Below are 16,344 nucleotides of genomic sequence, written 5' to 3'. Positions count from 1 at the left end.
GACCTGCAACCAGCACCATGTCCGTACTACAACCGCCGGCCAAAACGGCCGGCTCCCTCTCTCCCGCTTCCAGCGATGCGCCGCGCGTCGGCATGCTGCCTTCGGGGCCGCTCGATCTCATCAGCGACGTGCCCGGCGTGAGCGTCGGTCACGCGACGCTCGAAGACGGTGATCATCAAACCGGCGTAACCGTCGTCATGCCGCACGCGGGCGACACCTTCCTTCACAAGGTGCCGGCCGCCGCCACGGTCATCAACGGCTTCGGCAAGAGCGTCGGGCTCGTGCAGCTCGAAGAGCTCGGCGTGCTCGAAACGCCCATCGCGTTGACCAATACGTTTTCGGTCGGCACCGTGGCGACGGCGCAGATTCGCGCTGCCGTGAGCCGCCATCGCGAGATCGGCCGCGACTGGCCGACGCTGAACCCGCTCGTATTCGAATGCAACGACGGCTATCTGAACGACATTCAGGCGATGGCCGTCACGGCCGAACACTACACGCAGGCCTGCGACGCCGCGGCGGCGCAGTTCGCGCAAGGCTCGGTGGGCGCGGGACGCGGCATGAGCTGCTTCGGCTACAAAGGGGGCATAGGCTCGGCCTCGCGCGTGGCCACGCTCACCGACGGCCGCTCGTTCGTTCTTGGCGCGCTCGTGCTGGCCAACTTCGGCCGCCTGGAAAACCTCTGCATTGCAGGGCAGCCGCTGGGCCGCCGGCTTGCTGAACTTGCGAATACAAAAGACGCAGCAGACGCTGAACCTTCAGGGCCCGAAAAAGGCTCGATCATCATGATCGTCGCCACCGATGCGCCGCTCGACGTGCGCCAGCTAGGCCGCGTGGCGAAGCGCAGCGCCGCGGGGCTCGCGCGCACGGGCTCCGTTTACGGCCACGGCAGCGGCGACATCGCACTCGCATTTACTTCGGCCTACCAGGTACCCCATTCACCCGACGAGCCGATGCCGGCCGTGCCCATGCTCCACGAGACTCGTCTGGACGCGCTATTCGAAGCCTGCGCGGAAGCCGTGGAGCAGGCCATCGTTCACGCCATGTGGCGCGCCGCATCGGTCACGGGCCGCGACGGCCATCGACGCCGCTCGATCACGGAAGCGTTGCCCGACTGGCGCCGCCTGATCGGCCCTATTCAAACGAGGAATGAGATTTGAAGATTCTGATTTCGACCGACATCGAAGGCGTGGCCGGCGTCACGCACGCCGAGCAGACAGGCAGCGGCAACCCCGAATACGAACGCGCGCGCGCATGGATGACCGCGGAGGCGAACGCCGCCATCCAAGGCGCATTCGAAGGCGGCGCGACGCAGGTGTACGTCAACGATTCGCATGGCAGTTTTCGCAACCTGCTGCTGGACCGGCTCGACGCGCGCGCGCAAACCATTACGGGCAAGCCGCGCTATCTGGGCATGATGGCCGGCGTGGATCTCGGTTGCGATGCGGTCTATATGGTCGGTTATCACTCGCGTGCGCAGACGCGAGGCGTGCTTGCGCATACGATCAATAGCTTCGCGTTCAGGAACGTGGCTGTGAATGGGGTTGCGTTTGGTGAGGCGCAGCTTTATGGGGCGCTGGCTGGTGAGTTTAATGTTCCGGTTGCGCTCCTTTCAGGCGACGATGTTTTTCTCGAAGAAACGGCGCCGGTGTTTCCTGGTGCGGTTGGGGTGGAGACCAAGCGGGCTCAGGGTAATGGCGTGTGTCTGAGTCTTGCGCCGGAGCGTGCCTGCGGTTTGATTCGCGAGGCCGCGAAGGCTGCGGTGGCGAATGTTGCGGACTTGCGGCCGTTTAAGGTCGCGGGACCGGTTGAGTGCGAGCTCACGACGCAGACTCCGGCGCTTGCGGATCTGTTTTGTCAGTGGCCGATGATGGAGCGTGCTGAGGCCAGTGTGCTCAGGTTTCGGGCGGAGAGTATGCAGTCGGTGGTGAGGATGCTTAATTCGCTTTCGGCGATGTCGTTTATGTTGAGGTAGTTTTTTTGGGAGGCGCGTTTCCTTGTTTTCGTGGCGGTCTGCTAGCGTTGCCCCTGTGCGGGGCGGCACCTACTTTCTTTGCGGCGGCAAAGAAAGTAGGCAAAGAAAGCCGCTCACACCGCCAGTGTGACGAAGTCCACAAACAGCCGTTTAAGGGGAATGGTATAGGCGCGTCCGCCATCTCGCACCATTCCACTCAGTGACAAAGGACTCATTCATCCCGCTGCCCGCTACGCGCGCACCGGCCGGGTCTGCAAGGGAAACCAGGGGTGCTGCACAAACCGGTGAAGGCGCATGCGCTCCACTGGTTTTCCGTTATGCCCCACGGCGCGCGTAGCGCCGCCGGATGTGCGAGGGCCTTGTCACTTTGTTGGGTGGTGCGAAGTGACGGATGCGCCTATACCTTTCCCCCTTAACGGCTGTTTGCCGACTTCGTCACACTGGCGGTGTGAGCGGCTTTCTTTTGCCTACTTTTCTTTGCCGCTGCAAAGAAAAGTAGGTGCCGCCCCGCACAGGGGCAACGCTAGCAGACCGCCGCGAATACAAGAAAACGCAACAACCAGGAAAACCCAAAAAAATCAGAACTCCAAACCACCCGCATGCCCATACATAATGACCGTAATAAACCGTATAGGCAGCTTGATCAACCGCTCGGGCCCATGCGGCACTGACCCACGAAACGTAAACGCATCACCGGGCTGCAGCAGGTAGCTACGATTACCATGCCGATACTCCATCTTCCCCTGCAGCATATAAATGAACTCCGTCCCCGGATGCTCAAAAGTCGGAAAGATCTCCGACTCATCATCCATCGTAATGAGGAAAGGCTCGAACAACTTGGCCGGCCCCTGATCATAAGCCAGCAGTTGATAAGTATGCCCCTTGGTCGTCCCGCGCCGGACCACCTCCATACCCTTGCCCGCCTTAACATGCTGCGCCGTACCTTCCTGCCCTTCAAAATTGCGAAACAACGTGGACATCGAAATACCCAGCGCGCGAGCAAGGCTAACCATCGATTCGAGACTCGTCGACACCTGCCCATTCTCGATCTTCGACACCATGCTGCGCGAAAGCCCGCTCTGCTCCGCAAGCTCGGCAATCGTGAGCCCCTGATTCGTGCGGTTTTCGCGCACGACCTTGCCGATGAAATGCTCGATCGACATCGCGTGGTCGGGCGCCTCCGCTGCGGCCGGTGGCGCTTCTCCCTCGTCCCGCTCAAAGCGCTTCGTCATCTGCCTGTTCCAGTTAGTTGGGTGTGCCTGGCATGCCCGGCGTACCCTGCGTACCTTGAGTGAGGCCGTCGCCCCTCGCCTCGCCCGCCGCGAGCGCGGTGTCGATCATGTCGAGCGCGCTCGGGAATTCCTTCTGCGCAAGCGCCCAGCCCACTTGCGCCGTGACGCGGAATTCGTGCCCCTCGACGCGCAGCGGTCGGCTCACCATCGCGCGCAAGCGCTCGGCCAGGATCTCGACTGCCGCCGTGCTGTTCTCCGGCATCAGCGCGGCCACCTTGCCCGCGCACTCGCACCAGTCGAGCGCCGCGGGTGAGAAGTCGGTAAGCATGATCGCAAAATCCTGCTTGTCGAGCAATGTCGCGCCATTGAGGTCGCTCTCGATGGTCTGCAGGCGCCGCCCCAGTTGCACCAGCACGCGGTCCGCGTACTCGGGGCCGAAGCGTCCCGTCACCTCGTCGAAGTCGATCACGCGCACCGCGAACACCGCGCAAGGCTGGGCGTTGCGGCGCGCGAACGCGACGGCGAAGCTCAGCCGGTCCATGAACATCGTGGAGTTGGTAAGGCCCGTCGAGCGATCGAACACGAAGCGGCGCCGCGCGCTTTCCTCGGCGAGCTGGCGCCGCGTCACTTCGATCACGAAGCCTTCGAGACCGAGCAGCTCGTTGCGCGCCGAGAAGATGCCGCGCCCCTGGTCCCAAACCCATTTGGTCTGGCCCGAGCGGTCGATGATGCGGTAGGTCACTTCGTAGGGCTCGCCCACGGCCACGCGCGCCTGAATTTCATTCCAGACGAATTCACGGTCCTCGGGGTGAATGAGCGACACGAACTTCATCACCGATTCGTCGAGCAGTTCGCCGGCTTCGTAGCCCGTCAATTCGAAGCAGCCCTCGCTCACGAACTCCATCGACCAGAGGCGGTTGTTCTGTCCGCGATAGATCATCGCGCGCACGTTCGCGAGCAGCATGCGCAGGCTGCGGCGGCTCGCGTGCAGCGCTTCTTCGTTGCGCCGGCTGTTCGAGACGTCGAGCGCGAGGCCGACCGCGCCAATCAGGTGCCCTTCCTCGTCCGCCACGGCATGGCAGCGCAGCTCGACATGGAACATGGTTTCGTCGGCGCGGATCATGCGCACGACCGTGATGAGCTCGCTGATGTGGCCGTCGAGCAGCGTGGTGAGCCGTGCGCTCAGCGTCGCGCGGTCGTCGGGATGCACGAAGCCCGCGAGCGGCGGAAAATCGCTGCCGCCGCCCACGATACGCAGCATGCTGCGCCACGCGGGATTCACGAAGATCAGGTTCTGCTCGCGGTCGGTGCGAAAGAGCGCTTGCGGCAGTTGCGCGACCACGTCCTGGCAATGCTGCTGGATCTGCGCCACGCTGCGCTGCGCATCGGCGCTCGCATAGGGCGCGGGAAATTGCAGCAGCGTGAGCCGCGAGCCCCGGCCGCGCAGCACGGTCACGGGATGGCGCCTGAACGTGCCGTCGCCATAGGCGAGGCGCAACGAGCCCGAGGTGCGCTCGGCCTCGCCGCCGGCCTGCGCGAGCAGCTTCGTGAGCTCGAGCAGCGACTGCGGATGCACGAGATTGCTGAACGGCATGCCGACGATCTCGTCGACGTGGTGCTCCCAGCGCGCATGCTTGAGGAACGCGCCGTTGACGAACACCAGCGCGTCGTTGTCGAGCAGCACCGCGGGCGTGGAGAGATTTTCGGCGAAGGCGGTGAGCTCGGGCGCCGCCGAGCCGCGCATGCCGCGCCGCACGGCGCGCTTCGCGCCGAACGTGAAGGCAAGGCCGAGCAGCCCGCTTGCCAGCGCGAGCGCGAAGGCAATGGCGATATAGAGCAGCACGTCGACGCCCTGGCCCGGTCCGAGCCGCGGCAGCACCAGCCCCACGACCAGCACCAGCAGCGTGGTGGAAAACAGATACACTGTCATCATGCGTTGGCCTCGCGAATCCGCAATCAGGACGCCGCAATGAGGTTGCGGTGATGCCGCAACCGGCGCCCATCAGTTCCTTCTTCGCTACTAGTCTCCAGTCCAGATGAATGCCGCCGACCGCGCCTGGTTGCGCCGTTATCCGCTCTACGCAAAAACCTGCATCGTCCTTGCGTGCCTCGTCGCGCTCATCGCCCTGTTGTTCGTCTGCACGCGCGTTCAGCTCGACAACAAGGGCCTCTACGAGCAGGCCACCGTCTCGCTCGGCGATGCCGCCAGGCTGCGCCGCATCGCCACGAGCATCGCGGCCGCCACGCCTGCTACGGCCGCCACGCTGAACGCCCAGGCCACGGCGCTCGTACGCAACGATACTTTGTTGACGCACTGGCGGCAACGTGGCGCGCCCACGCCGCTCATCGCCACGATACTGCAGACGCTCGACAGCGAGCACCCCGCGCCCGACCATCTCGATGCGCTGCGCGCCGAGATCGATCGCCAGGGCGACGCGCTCGAAGCCGTCATCACGCTGCTCGAAGCCTGCACCGCCGCACTTCTATTCGCGGGCATCTTCTCGCTCGCATGGGGCGCGCGCCGCGCGATGGTGCTGCGCCCCGCGCTGCCGCTGCACATGCTCGGCCAGGTCGGCATCCAGGTGCCCGCGGGCCGCGACGAAATCGATCGCCTCATCACGGTGCTCAACGCGCTCGTGGCGCGGCTGCGCAGCGAGCAGGACGAATCGGCCCGGCTCAAGCGCATCGTCGAGGACCATATTGCATTTGCGGACCAGTCGCTCGACCTGCTGCATTATATCTGCGCCCAACTCGCCGAAGATGCCCCCACCGGCGGCACGCTCGAAGCGCTGCTGCAGCGGCTCGTGGGCATTTTGCGCGTGCAGCGCATCGCGCTCGTGCTCTCCGAGCCTTCGGCGCAGCTGCTCGGCGTCGATACGATCGTGGCGCCCGCCGATCTCGCGCCGCACGTCGTGCGCGAGCGCGTCGTCAACGAGCTGATGTCGCTCTCCGGCGTGCGCTCGCTGCCGCACAGCCAGTCCGACGAACTGCTGACGATCCTAGCCGCGCCGGTGCGCGTGCCCTTTGGCACCTATGGCGTGCTGATCGGCGAAAGCGACGCCGAGACGCGCTACGAGCAACGCCATCTGCATCTGCTGGAGACGATCGCGAGCGTGCTCGCGCAGGCCATCTCCAACCTGAGCCGCGACGTGCGCGACCGGCGCATGACGCTGCTCGAAGAGCGCAACGCCATCGCGCGCGAGCTCCACGATTCACTGGCCCAATCGCTCTCGTACATGAAGATCCAGCTCGCGCGGCTGCAGGCCGTGCTGCCCGACGAGCTCTCGCAAAGCGACGTCGGCCAGATCGCGCGCGCGATCCGCGAAGGGATCGACAGCGCCTATCGTCAGCTGCGCGAGCTGCTCACCACGTTCCGCACCTCGGTGCATGCGCGCGGACTCGCGGCAACGCTGGAGGAAGCCGCCGAGGAGCTTTCCTCGCGCAGCGAGGTGCAGATCTCGATTGACAACCGTATCCGCCGCGTGCGCCTCACGGTCAACGAGGAGCTCCATATCGGCCAGATCGTGCGCGAGGCGCTCACCAATGTCGTGCGCCACGCGCGCGCGTCGAGCGCGCTCGTGACGCTTTCGTCCAACGAGCGCGAGGTCACCGTGACGATCGAGGACGACGGCCGCGGCATCGCCACCGAATCGGGCGGCGAGCATCACTACGGGCTCTCGATCATGCGCGAGCGCTCGCGCAGCCTCGGCGGCCGGCTCGAGATCCGCTCGAACGAGCCGGGCTCGCGCATCGTGGTGACGTTCGTGCCGGCCTCGTTCGCCCAGCAGACGCGCGCCGGCTCGGGCGGCGCCACGCGCTAGCGCGGCGAATATGCGCTTAATGTGCGCTTGAGGCTCGCTCAGCCGCCCGTCGGCAGCCGCCGGCCGATGTGCTCGCGGTGCCACACGACCGCTTCGAGCCGCGAATGCAGATCGAGCTTGTGCAGCAGATGCTTCACGTGCACCTTGACAGTGCCGACGCTGATGTCGAGCTCGCGCGCGATCGCCTTGTTGCAAAGCCCCTCGACGAGATAATCGAGCACCTCCTGCTCGCGCGCCGAAAGCAGCGTCTCGCTCGCGCAGAACGACTGGCTGCCCGAGAGCGCCTGCACGAGGTTGCCGGTCGCGGCCTCGCTGAGCACCGCGGTGCCTTTGAGCACCTTCTGCAGATTCACGCACAGCTCCTCGGGCTCCATGTCCTTGAGCAGATAGCCGTGCGCGCCGGCGCGCAGCGCGGCCACCACGTCCCGCTCGCTATCGGAGACCGTTAGCATGACGAAGCGTGCCCGAACACCCTGCTCGCGCAGCGCGGCGATCGTCTCCACACCGCTCATCTCCGGCATGTTCAGATCGACGAGCATCACGTCGGGGTCGAGCTCCAGCGCCATCTCCACGCCCTCGCGCCCCGAGCCCGCCTCGCCGACGACCCTGAACGCCGGGTTCATCTGAATGAGCTGCGCCACGCCGCGCCGGAACAGCGCGTGATCGTCGACGAGCAGAACGGTGGTGAGAGATTCCATGCCCTTTCCTCCTGCTGACGGCACAAGGCCGAACGCCTCCAGTATGGCGCGCCCGGCGCGCTCGGCAATCTACAAGAGGAGATTCCACTTTGGAGGTATCGGGGGGAAAGGACCGCGAGGCAAGGAAGTGAAAAGGGCTCATGCGGCGGCGCGCATGAGCCCGGTGAGATACGACAAAGTGCGGTGGAGCCTGGTCAAACGCGGCGGCGCGCGATACAGCCGCCGTTACCGCCAGGCGTGCTCGATGGCGGGCAGCTCGCCGGGCACTTCGGCGTCGGCCTGCACGCCCATGAACGCCGCCAGCCGCCGCGAGAAGTGGTCGCGCACGAGCAACTGCCTGCCGCAGCCCGTGCACGGCGTCACGTTGGCCGTCACGCCTTCGCTCATCGCGCGGCAATGGATGCAGTAGACGCGCCGCTGCAGGCTCCCGCTATGCTCCACCCTCACGGCCTCGGGCGCGAGGCCGCCGCGCTCGGCGATCTGCCGCACCGACCAGATGAACGGCTCGGTGCCGAGCGCGTAGAGACGAATGCCCACGCGCGCGCCGCGCAGCGCCTCGCCTAGCGCGCCAAGCAATTCGCCCTCGCCGTCGAAGTGCCGCGCGACGGCGTGAGGCTGCGCGCAGACGCCGCCGGCGCCCGCGTGCGCGAGGTCTTCGTCCACGGACCAGACTTCGAGCGGCGCCGTGGCGAGCGTGCCCAAAGCCTTCAGCACGCGCTCGCGGTCGGCCTCGGTGGCGCCCGAGGTCAGGAACCAGTGCTGCGTACCCTGCGGATCGGCTTCGAGCGGCGCATACACCGGGCGGCTCATGGTCAGCGAAGTCATCATCGGGGGCGCCCTCCGTGGCTGTGAGTGTTACTGATAGACCGCGATGGCGTGCGTGATCCAGATCACCGCAATACCGGCCAGCACGGTCACGTAAGGCAGAATCCCGGCGCGCTTCGCGACCTTGCCGTTGCCGAGCAGCTCCATGTCCTCTTTCATCGTGTCGGGGAAATGCCCCTTGTCGGTCACGTAGTGGCGGAACATGAATACCGGCAGGATCATCGCGGCAAAGACCAGCCCCGACACCAGCGTGCCCGCGCCCCACGTGTCCGCGCCCATGCCGAGCAGCGCGAGATTGACGAACGAGAACAGCGTGCCCAGCACGATCAGCCAGTTGGGCGCACGGAACGGACGCACCCAGTCCTTGCGGTCGAGCCGGTGAATCCACGCGGAATTCAGGTTCAGGAAGTTGAAGATGATGTAGCCGACGTTGGCAATCGCGAGCACGAACACATAGTCCGACATCAGCAGCAGGATCAGGTTGAAGCAGAGGTCGGTCCACATGGCGCGCGTGGGGGCGCCGTGCTCGTTCACGTGCGAGAGGTACTTCGGCAGCCAGCCGTCCACCGAGGCCTGATACAGCGTGCGCGAGGAACCCGCCATCGAGGTCATGATCGCGAGCACCAGTGCGAGCACCAGCATCACCACGAGCACGCGCTCGACCAGCAGGCCGCCGCGGATCATCGGCGCCATGGCCTTGGCCACGCCCATGCCGCTATAGATGTCCGGCGAGAGAATGCCGCTGTAGACGGCGGGCGTCACCACGTTGCCGGCGGCGTCCTTCACGTCGGGCGTGACCAGATGGCCGAGGCCGAGCACGCCCTGGAACGAGAGCGGCACCACCGTGAACACGAAAATGCACAGGAGACCTGAGTACAGGATCGCCTTGAACGTGTCGCGCTTCGGGTCGCGGAATTCACGCGTGTAGCAGACGGCCGTCTCGAACCCGTAGGTCGACCACGCGGCCACGAACAGGCCGCCTGCCATCAGCGTGATGCCCGCCATGTTCCATGTGCCGTCGATGATCTGCCCGCCAGCGTCCTTCGCGAGCGGCACGAGCGGAAACAGGTTATGCGCGGCCACGTCGCCGGTGAACAGCGGCACCATGCCGACGAGAATCAGCGGCACCAGCGCCGCGATGCCCAGGATGGTCTGGATGCGCGCCGCGTTCATGATGCCGCGGTGCTGGATCGCGAACGTGATGAGCAGGATCGCCGCGCCGAGTATGAACGTTGCGTTGATGCGCAAGCTCAGACCGGAGCGCAACCAGTCCAGACTCACGAGCGTGATCTGCCAGGTGTTGATGGCCGAGTCCGCGGGAAACAGGATCGAGAGCACGTAGCCCGCCGCGAGCCCCGAGCCGATGGCGAGCACGGGCGACCACGCGAACCAGTTGCACCAGACCGAGAGCGGCGCAAACAGCTTCGAATAGCGCACCCACGCAATGGCGCCGTAGACCGAGGCGCCGCCCGACTTGTGCGGAAAGAGCCCGGCGATCTCCGCATACGAGAACGACTGGATGAAGCCGAGGCCGATCGAGATGATCCAGACGGCCCACGAGAGCTTGCCGACCGTCGCCGCAATCGAGCCGATCGAGAACAGCACCAGCGCCGGGACTCCGCTGGCCACCCAGAACGCGCCGGTCCAACTGATTTTTCGCTGTAACGAACCTTCCGATTCGACAGCGAGCTCTTCGGAAATCGTATTCATATGTCTCTTCCTTTCTCTGATGAGGGACCGCTGGGTGGCGGCCGGAATACGGCATGTGGGGATGCGAACGCCGCCACGTCGCGCACCGCCCAGCGGCGCCGCTTGAAGCGCGGCGCCGGCACGGCACGCGGCATGACCACGAATGACTCAGGAACCGGCGAAACTCGGGCGTGTGTGCGACTCGTGGGACTCGTCGAGCGGCGGCCTCAGGCGTTCGACTTCGGCCTGGGTGCCGAGCGTGGTGGGCTCGCCGTCGTCGAACTGCGCGAGCCATTGCCGCGCGGTGTCGCGATAGCGCACCAGCCCCTTATATTCGGCAAGCTCCTGCGGCAGCGTGCTCAGCACGCGATGCAGGCGCTTGCCCCACTTCGGTACGCGCGCGAGCTCGTCGAGGCCGATCAGATAGCAGCGCACGCAGAACAGGATCGCGTTGCTGCGCGGCAGTCTGAACAGCGTCTGCAATTCAACGCGCAGATGCAGCTTGCGGCCGACATTCCCGGGCGTGATGCTCGCGCGGTCCGGGCCCCACTCGGGGTATTGCTCGGGCGAGGTGTCCAGACGCGGATTGACGGTCATGGTCCAGTTCAGGCGGCGCACCGGCGCACCCGATTGCAGGCGCAACAAGAATTTCAGCGCGCGCTCGAAGATGCCGGCCTGATGCGCGAGCGGCACGGGGCCGTGCCATTCCATGAAGCTCATGCCGAGGTCGAAGTCGAGCGACCAGTCCGCCTGGGTCGTCACCGTGCCGCCGTCCATGAACAGGTTGTCGTCGCGATGATCGAGCAGCACGAAGTCGCCCTGCGCCTGGCGCGTGATGTATTCGAACGGCGGGCACGGCAGCGTGTCGGCGTCGCCGAACACGAACGATTGCGTGAGCCCCAGCGGGCGGTTGGTCCAGGTCCAGTTCGTGCCATCGCGTTCGAGCTCGAAATACTCGGGGTAGTCGTGCGCGAGGCTTTCCATGATCAATTCGAGCGTGTCCCACTGCGCGGCGTCCATGTGATCGAGCACCTGGCAGCGCAGCGGATCGCGTTCGAGCGTGAGCGCGCGGTCGCGGCATTCGGCGATGTAGTGCTCGTCGATGTCGAACGCGGCGCGCAGCACCGTGCCGGGCGCGCCGCTCGTATGCGGCTCGATATTCACCGAATACATGTAGCGGTCTTCGGGGAACGGAAACGGAAAACGCAGGATCGCTTCGTCGCTGTTGCGATACGTGTAAGCGTCGCGAAACGACTCGTCGGGCTTGAAGGCTATGGACATGGCGTTGGGCTTCCTGGTCAGATGTTCAGCACGAGACGCTCGCTGCGCGCACGCGATACGCAAGGCAGCACGTTGCAGTTGGTCGCGCGTTCGGCGGCGCTCTGGAAGAAGTCGCGATGCTCGGGCTCGCCCTCCAGCACTTCGAGCGCGCAGGTGCCGCACGCGCCGCCCCGGCACATGTACGGCGCGTCGATGCCGGCGGCCTCCAGTGCTTCGAGCAGGCTCTCGTCGGCGCCCACCGCCACTTCGCAGCCACTCTTCGCGAGCACCGCGACGAAGGGCTGGCCATGCGAGGCGCCGCCGAAGCTTTCCTGGTGAAAGTGGCTCTCGGGCCAGCCGCGCGCGCGCGCCACCTCGGCGAGCCCTTCCATCAATCCCACCGGCCCGCACGTATAAAGATGCGTGCCGGGCGGCTGCCCGGCGAGCAGCGAGCCAAAGCGCGTTTCAACGTCCTGCAGGTCGGTGTAGATGGCCACGCCGCCCACGATGCGCTCGGCGATCAGCGCCTGCAGCGCGTCGGCGTCCTCGGGGCGGCAGCACAGGTGCATCTCCACGCGTGCGCCGCTCGCGGCCAGCTCCGGCAGCATCGAGAGGAACGGCGTGATGCCGATGCCGCCCGCCACGATCACGTGCCTGGTCGCAAGGCGCGCGAGCGGAAAGAAGTTCGACGGCATCGAAATTTCGAGCTCGCTGCCCTCGCGCACTTCCGAATGCATGAACGCCGAGCCGCCGCGCGAAGCGGGCACGCGGCGCACCATGATCTGGTACGCGTCGCGCGCGCCGGCCGCCTTCGTGAGCGAGTAGGCATTGCGCCAGGTACGCGCCTCGCCCCGCATGGTCACGACGACGTGACTGCCCGCGGAATACGCCGGCAGGGAGTCGCCTTGCGTCGGCACGAGCGTGAAGCGCCGGATATCGGCCGTGATGCTCTCCACACGTTCGACGCGTACTGGTATCGCCTTTGGTCCGTTCATGCCCGTTGATCCTCACGTCAAGAATCTGTACGAACAGAATCGGCGAGCAAAAAAGGGAGAGCAATGATTCATTGGGGGTAGCCCCCGCGCTACGCCCTGGAGGGTGCACCGGGGCCTGCGCCATGCAGCCGAATGTCCATCCGGCGGGCCTCGCGGGCCCACTTGTGTACATGCACGCTTACACGACCGGGCATGTTGCGGCGCATTTGAAAGCTTCGCGCGACGGGCCGAAGTATCGCGCCTACCCACTCGGAGGTAGCGCCACGGGGCGATTGTGACGCCGATTTTAACGAAGGAGACTGAGTGCCATCCAGCGACTATCCAGCGGCCCTCGTCGCGGCCCACCGGCCAGAACGCGTCGGCCTTTCTTCATGTAAGTCACGCAAGGCTCTCAACCTCGGGAAAACGCTATGACAAGGCAATCAATTCTGAATATCCGCCATCGCGAACTTGGCTCGAAGCTGGACGGCGATATGTGGAACGACATGCCGCTGCCCTGGTACTACAACAGCGACCCGAACGACGAGGTGGTCGCCGTGCGCTCGACCGCGGGCCTCTACGATATCAGCGCGCTCAACATCCTGCGCGTGAGCGGCCCGGACGCGTGCGCCGTGATCGACAGTATCTGCGCGATCGACGTCACGAAGATGAAACCCGGCACCGCGCGCCTCGCGGCGGAAGTGGACGAACGCGGCGTCGTATGCGACGACCTCATGGTGATCTACGACGCGCCGAACCAGTACCGCATCTCGCACGGCGGCGGCTCCACGCAGGACCATCTGCGCCGCGCCGCGCAAGGCCGCGACGTCGAATGGCACCAGGACTTCGACGTGCACATGCTCTCGCTGCAAGGCCCGCGCGCCGCGGCCATCATCCAGCCGCATATCGGCATCGATCTCGCGAAGCTGCCGTATTTCGCGCACGTCGAGACGAGGCTGTTCGACCGCAAGATCATCATTTCGCGCGGCGGTTATTCGGGCGAGCAGGGCTTCGAAGTCTCGTGTTCCGCGAACGACGCCATTGCGCTGTGGGACGCCATTCTCGAAGCGGGCAAGCCGTTCGGCATCGTGCCGGCCTCGTGGACCTCGCTCGAGCTCGCGCGCATCGAAGCCGCGCTGCTGTTCTACCCCTTCGACATGCCCGAAGGCGACGTCACGCCGTGGGAGCTGAACCTCGACTGGATGATCGACGTCGAGAAGCCCGGCGACTACACCGGCAAGGCCGCGCTGCTCAACGCACGCGGCAAGGAGCGCTTCAAGCAGGCCGGCGTGCTCGTAAAGCACGACGGTGCGGTGGCGGCGGGCTCGAAGATCTTCATCGGCAAGGAGCAAGTGGGCGTGGTCACGAGCGCGACATTCAGCCGGTATCTGATGCAGTCGCTCGCGATGGTCCATCTGAAGCCTTCGCATACGGCGCTCGGCACCAAGGTGGAGATTCACGACGCGGCCGGCACCGTGAGCGGCACCGTCACCCGCACGCCTTTCTATGACCCGCAACGCCTGCGCACCCGCGTAGCGGCCTGAGCCTCTACGCACCCTCTACGCACTCTACGCACCCTCGACTCACGCAGCCCCACAAGCACACTAAACACACAAGGAGATACGTCCCCATGTCCCGCGATCCCCGCTATGACGTGCTGTTCGAGCCCATCCAGATCGGCCCGAAGACGTTGCGCAACCGCTTCTATCAAGTCCCGCACTGCATCGGCGCGGGCAGCAACCTGCCCGGCTTCCAGGCGGCGCACCGCTCGATGAAGGCCGAAGGCGGCTGGGCGGCGATGAACACCGAATATTGCTCGATCCACCCCGAGTCGGACGACACGCACCGCCTCTCGGCACGCATCTGGGACGAAGGCGACGTGCGCAACCTGCGCGCGATGACCGAGGAAGTCCACAAGTACGGCGCGCTCGCCGGCATCGAAATGTGGTACGGCGGCGCGCACGCGCCCTGCATGGAAAGCCGCGCCACCCCGCGCGGGCCGAGCCAGTATGCTTCGGAGTTCGAAACGCTCACGTACTGCAAGGAGATGGATCTCGACGACATCCGCGACGTGCAGCAATACTATGTCGAGGCCGCGCTGCGCGCACGCGACGCCGGCTTCGACATCGTCTACGTGTATGGCGCGCACTCGTATCTGCCGCTGCAGTTCCTCTCGCCCTACTACAACAAGCGCACCGACGGCTACGGCGGCTCGCTCGAAAACCGCGCGCGCTTCTGGCTCGAAACGCTCGAAAAAGTGCGCCGCGCCGTGGGCAGCGACTGCGCCATCGCCACGCGCTTCGCCGTGGACTCGCTCTATGGCGCCGGCGGCGTCGAAGTCGAGAAGGACGGCATGAAGTTCGTCGAAATGGCCGATTCGCTCGTCGACCTCTGGGACGTGGACGTGGGCGACATCGCCGAATGGGGCGAGGACGCGGGCCCGTCGCGCTTCTATCTGCAGGGCCATCAGGTTCCGTGGACCAAGTTCATCAAGCAGGTCTCGAAGAAGCCGGTGCTCGGCGTGGGCCGCTTCACCGATCCGGAGAAGATGACCGAGATCGTCACGAAGGGCTATGCCGACATCATCGGCGCCGCGCGTCCGTCGATCGCCGATCCGTTCCTGCCGAAGAAGATCGAGGAAGGCCGCGTCGACGACGTGCGCGTATGCATCGGCTGCAATGTCTGCATCTCGCGCTGGGAAATCGGCGGCCCGCCGATGATCTGCACGCAGAACGCCACGGCCGGCGAAGAGTATCGCCGCGGCTGGCACCCGGAGAAGTTCGAGGAATGCAAGTCGGGCGACTCGGTGCTCGTGGTGGGCGCGGGCCCGTCGGGCTCGGAATGCGCGCGCGTGCTGATGCAGCGCGGCTACACGGTCCACCTCGTGGACAGCGCGGAGAAGATCGGCGGGCACCTGAACAGCGTGGTCACGCTGCCGGGCCTCGGCGAATGGGGCTATCACCGCGACTATCGCGAGACGCAGATCACCAAGCTGCTGAAGAAGAACAAGCAGAGCCAGCTCGCGCTCGGCGTGAAGCCGCTCACCGCCGACGACGTGCTCGACTACGGCGCGGAAAAAGTCGTGATCGCCACGGGCGCGCATTGGGTCGGCGACGGCACCAACTGCCTCACGCACGATCCGATCCCCGGCGCCGATGCTTCGCAGCCCGATCAATTGACGCCGGAGCAGGTGCTCGGCGGCAAGAAGCCGATCGGCAAGCGCGTCGTGATCCTCAACGCGGACACCTATTTCATGGCGCCGAGCCTCGCCGAGAAGCTTGCGGCGGCCGGCCACGAAGTCACGATCGTGAGCGGCGTGCATCTGGCGAACTACATGCACTTCACGCTCGAATACCCGAACATGATGCGCCGGCTCCATGAGCTGCACGTGACCGAACTGGGCGACCATTTCGCGAGCCGCATCGAGAAGGGCCGCATCGAGATCTACAACATCTGGGGCGACGGCTCGAAGCGCACCTACCGGGGCGCAGGGCAACTGCCGCGCGACGCGAACAAGACGCACCGCTGGCTCGAGTTCGATTCGCTCGTGCTCGTCACGGGCCGCCGCTCGAACGACACGCTCTACCGCGAGATCAAGGCGAAGCAGGACCAGTGGGAGAGCAAGGGCGTCAAGGGCGTGTACCTGATCGGCGACGCCGAAGCACCGCGCCTGATCGCCGATGCGACCTTCACGGGCCACCGCGTCGCGCGCGAGATCGAGGAAGCGAACCCGCAGTTCCCGCTGCCGTACAAGCGCGAAGTGGCCGTCTGGGGCACGCCGCACCTGCCCGAAGGCACGTACCAGATCCACTACAAGAAGTAAGTTGGCACGAGCCCGGCGCACCTGCCGGGCTCCGCCCGCCGCCACGGCGC

At 65.6% G+C, this 16,344-nt stretch carries 12 protein-coding genes; 5 read left to right on the top strand and 7 right to left on the bottom strand.

Going from position 1 to position 16,344, the window contains the following annotated elements; all coding sequences use genetic code 11:
• The first annotated feature begins 17 nt into the window (after window positions 1–17).
• Window positions 18–1,157 (top strand): P1 family peptidase, encoded by a 1,140-nt coding sequence (locus U5775_RS06115; protein WP_322057235.1) that lies wholly within the window; start codon window positions 18–20, stop codon window positions 1,155–1,157.
• Window positions 1,154–1,972 (top strand): M55 family metallopeptidase, encoded by an 819-nt coding sequence (locus U5775_RS06110; RefSeq protein WP_322057234.1) that lies wholly within the window; start codon window positions 1,154–1,156, stop codon window positions 1,970–1,972. The genes U5775_RS06115 and U5775_RS06110 overlap by 4 nt, the downstream gene beginning before the upstream one ends.
• A gap of 578 nt (window positions 1,973–2,550) precedes the next feature.
• On the opposite strand, the gene U5775_RS06105 is transcribed toward U5775_RS06110, so the two are convergent.
• Window positions 2,551–3,135 (bottom strand): XRE family transcriptional regulator, encoded by a 585-nt coding sequence (locus U5775_RS06105; RefSeq protein ID WP_322057449.1) that lies wholly within the window; start codon window positions 3,133–3,135, stop codon window positions 2,551–2,553.
• A gap of 82 nt (window positions 3,136–3,217) precedes the next feature.
• A complete protein-coding gene (locus U5775_RS06100) occupies window positions 3,218–5,137 on the bottom strand; it encodes a PAS domain-containing protein (RefSeq protein ID WP_322057233.1) in 1,920 nt (639 codons plus the stop codon).
• 103 nt (window positions 5,138–5,240) lie between these two features.
• On the opposite strand from U5775_RS06100, the gene U5775_RS06095 reads away from it, so the two are divergent.
• Complete coding sequence (locus U5775_RS06095) at window positions 5,241–7,025, top strand: histidine kinase (protein ID WP_322057232.1); 1,785 nt, start codon at window positions 5,241–5,243, stop codon at window positions 7,023–7,025.
• A gap of 38 nt (window positions 7,026–7,063) precedes the next feature.
• Here the strand turns inward: U5775_RS06095 and narL are convergent, their stop codons facing one another.
• The 5 genes from narL to U5775_RS06070 all read right to left on the bottom strand — a co-directional run bounded on the left by narL (window position 7,064) and on the right by U5775_RS06070 (window position 12,492).
• Window positions 7,064–7,723 carry a two-component system response regulator NarL gene (narL, locus tag U5775_RS06090; RefSeq protein ID WP_322057231.1) on the bottom strand — a complete coding sequence of 220 codons (660 nt, stop codon included), beginning with the start codon at window positions 7,721–7,723 and terminating at the stop codon, window positions 7,064–7,066.
• 225 nt (window positions 7,724–7,948) lie between these two features.
• A complete protein-coding gene (locus U5775_RS06085; RefSeq protein WP_322057230.1) occupies window positions 7,949–8,551 on the bottom strand; it encodes a dimethylamine monooxygenase subunit DmmA family protein in 603 nt (200 codons plus the stop codon).
• A 27-nt stretch (window positions 8,552–8,578) separates the two neighbouring features.
• Window positions 8,579–10,258 carry an APC family permease gene (locus tag U5775_RS06080; RefSeq protein WP_322057229.1) on the bottom strand — a complete coding sequence of 560 codons (1,680 nt, stop codon included), beginning with the start codon at window positions 10,256–10,258 and terminating at the stop codon, window positions 8,579–8,581.
• A 147-nt stretch (window positions 10,259–10,405) separates the two neighbouring features.
• The gene (locus U5775_RS06075; protein ID WP_322057228.1) at window positions 10,406–11,518 is read right to left on the bottom strand and encodes a DUF3445 domain-containing protein; all 1,113 of its coding nucleotides are present in this window, start codon (window positions 11,516–11,518) and stop codon (window positions 10,406–10,408) included.
• Window positions 11,519–11,535: 17 nt separating this feature from the next.
• The gene (locus U5775_RS06070; RefSeq protein WP_322057227.1) at window positions 11,536–12,492 is read right to left on the bottom strand and encodes a PDR/VanB family oxidoreductase; all 957 of its coding nucleotides are present in this window, start codon (window positions 12,490–12,492) and stop codon (window positions 11,536–11,538) included.
• A 410-nt stretch (window positions 12,493–12,902) separates the two neighbouring features.
• Here U5775_RS06070 and U5775_RS06065 point away from each other — a divergent pair, with 410 nt between their 5' ends.
• Window positions 12,903–14,015 (top strand): aminomethyltransferase family protein, encoded by a 1,113-nt coding sequence (locus tag U5775_RS06065; protein WP_322057226.1) that lies wholly within the window; start codon window positions 12,903–12,905, stop codon window positions 14,013–14,015.
• Window positions 14,016–14,101: 86 nt separating this feature from the next.
• Window positions 14,102–16,294: an FAD-dependent oxidoreductase gene (locus tag U5775_RS06060; RefSeq protein ID WP_322057225.1), complete on the top strand. Its 2,193-nt coding sequence runs from the start codon at window positions 14,102–14,104 to the stop codon at window positions 16,292–16,294.
• Window positions 16,295–16,344 lie beyond the last annotated feature (50 nt).

The organism is Paraburkholderia sp. J63 (genome assembly GCF_905220245.1).
Classification (GTDB): Bacteria; Pseudomonadota; Gammaproteobacteria; order Burkholderiales; family Burkholderiaceae; genus Paraburkholderia.
The sequence above is the reverse complement of the archived record's forward strand: the minus strand, read 5'-3'. Positions and strand labels throughout refer to the sequence as shown.

Excerpts from the sequence above, each read along its gene's own strand:
- U5775_RS06115 (WP_322057235.1), top strand. The coding sequence starts at position 18 with ATGTCCGTACTACAACCGCCGGCCAAAACGGCCGGCTCCCTCTCTCCC.
- U5775_RS06080 (WP_322057229.1), bottom strand. The coding sequence starts at position 10,258 with ATGAATACGATTTCCGAAGAGCTCGCTGTCGAATCGGAAGGTTCGTTA.
- U5775_RS06085 (WP_322057230.1), bottom strand. The coding sequence starts at position 8,551 with ATGATGACTTCGCTGACCATGAGCCGCCCGGTGTATGCGCCGCTCGAA.
- U5775_RS06070 (WP_322057227.1), bottom strand. The coding sequence starts at position 12,492 with ATGAACGGACCAAAGGCGATACCAGTACGCGTCGAACGTGTGGAGAGC.
- U5775_RS06065 (WP_322057226.1), top strand. The coding sequence starts at position 12,903 with ATGACAAGGCAATCAATTCTGAATATCCGCCATCGCGAACTTGGCTCG.
- U5775_RS06060 (WP_322057225.1), top strand. The coding sequence starts at position 14,102 with ATGTCCCGCGATCCCCGCTATGACGTGCTGTTCGAGCCCATCCAGATC.
- narL (WP_322057231.1), bottom strand. The coding sequence starts at position 7,723 with ATGGAATCTCTCACCACCGTTCTGCTCGTCGACGATCACGCGCTGTTC.
- U5775_RS06075 (WP_322057228.1), bottom strand. The coding sequence starts at position 11,518 with ATGTCCATAGCCTTCAAGCCCGACGAGTCGTTTCGCGACGCTTACACG.
- U5775_RS06100 (WP_322057233.1), bottom strand. The coding sequence starts at position 5,137 with ATGATGACAGTGTATCTGTTTTCCACCACGCTGCTGGTGCTGGTCGTG.
- U5775_RS06105 (WP_322057449.1), bottom strand. The coding sequence starts at position 3,135 with ATGTCGATCGAGCATTTCATCGGCAAGGTCGTGCGCGAAAACCGCACG.
- U5775_RS06095 (WP_322057232.1), top strand. The coding sequence starts at position 5,241 with ATGAATGCCGCCGACCGCGCCTGGTTGCGCCGTTATCCGCTCTACGCA.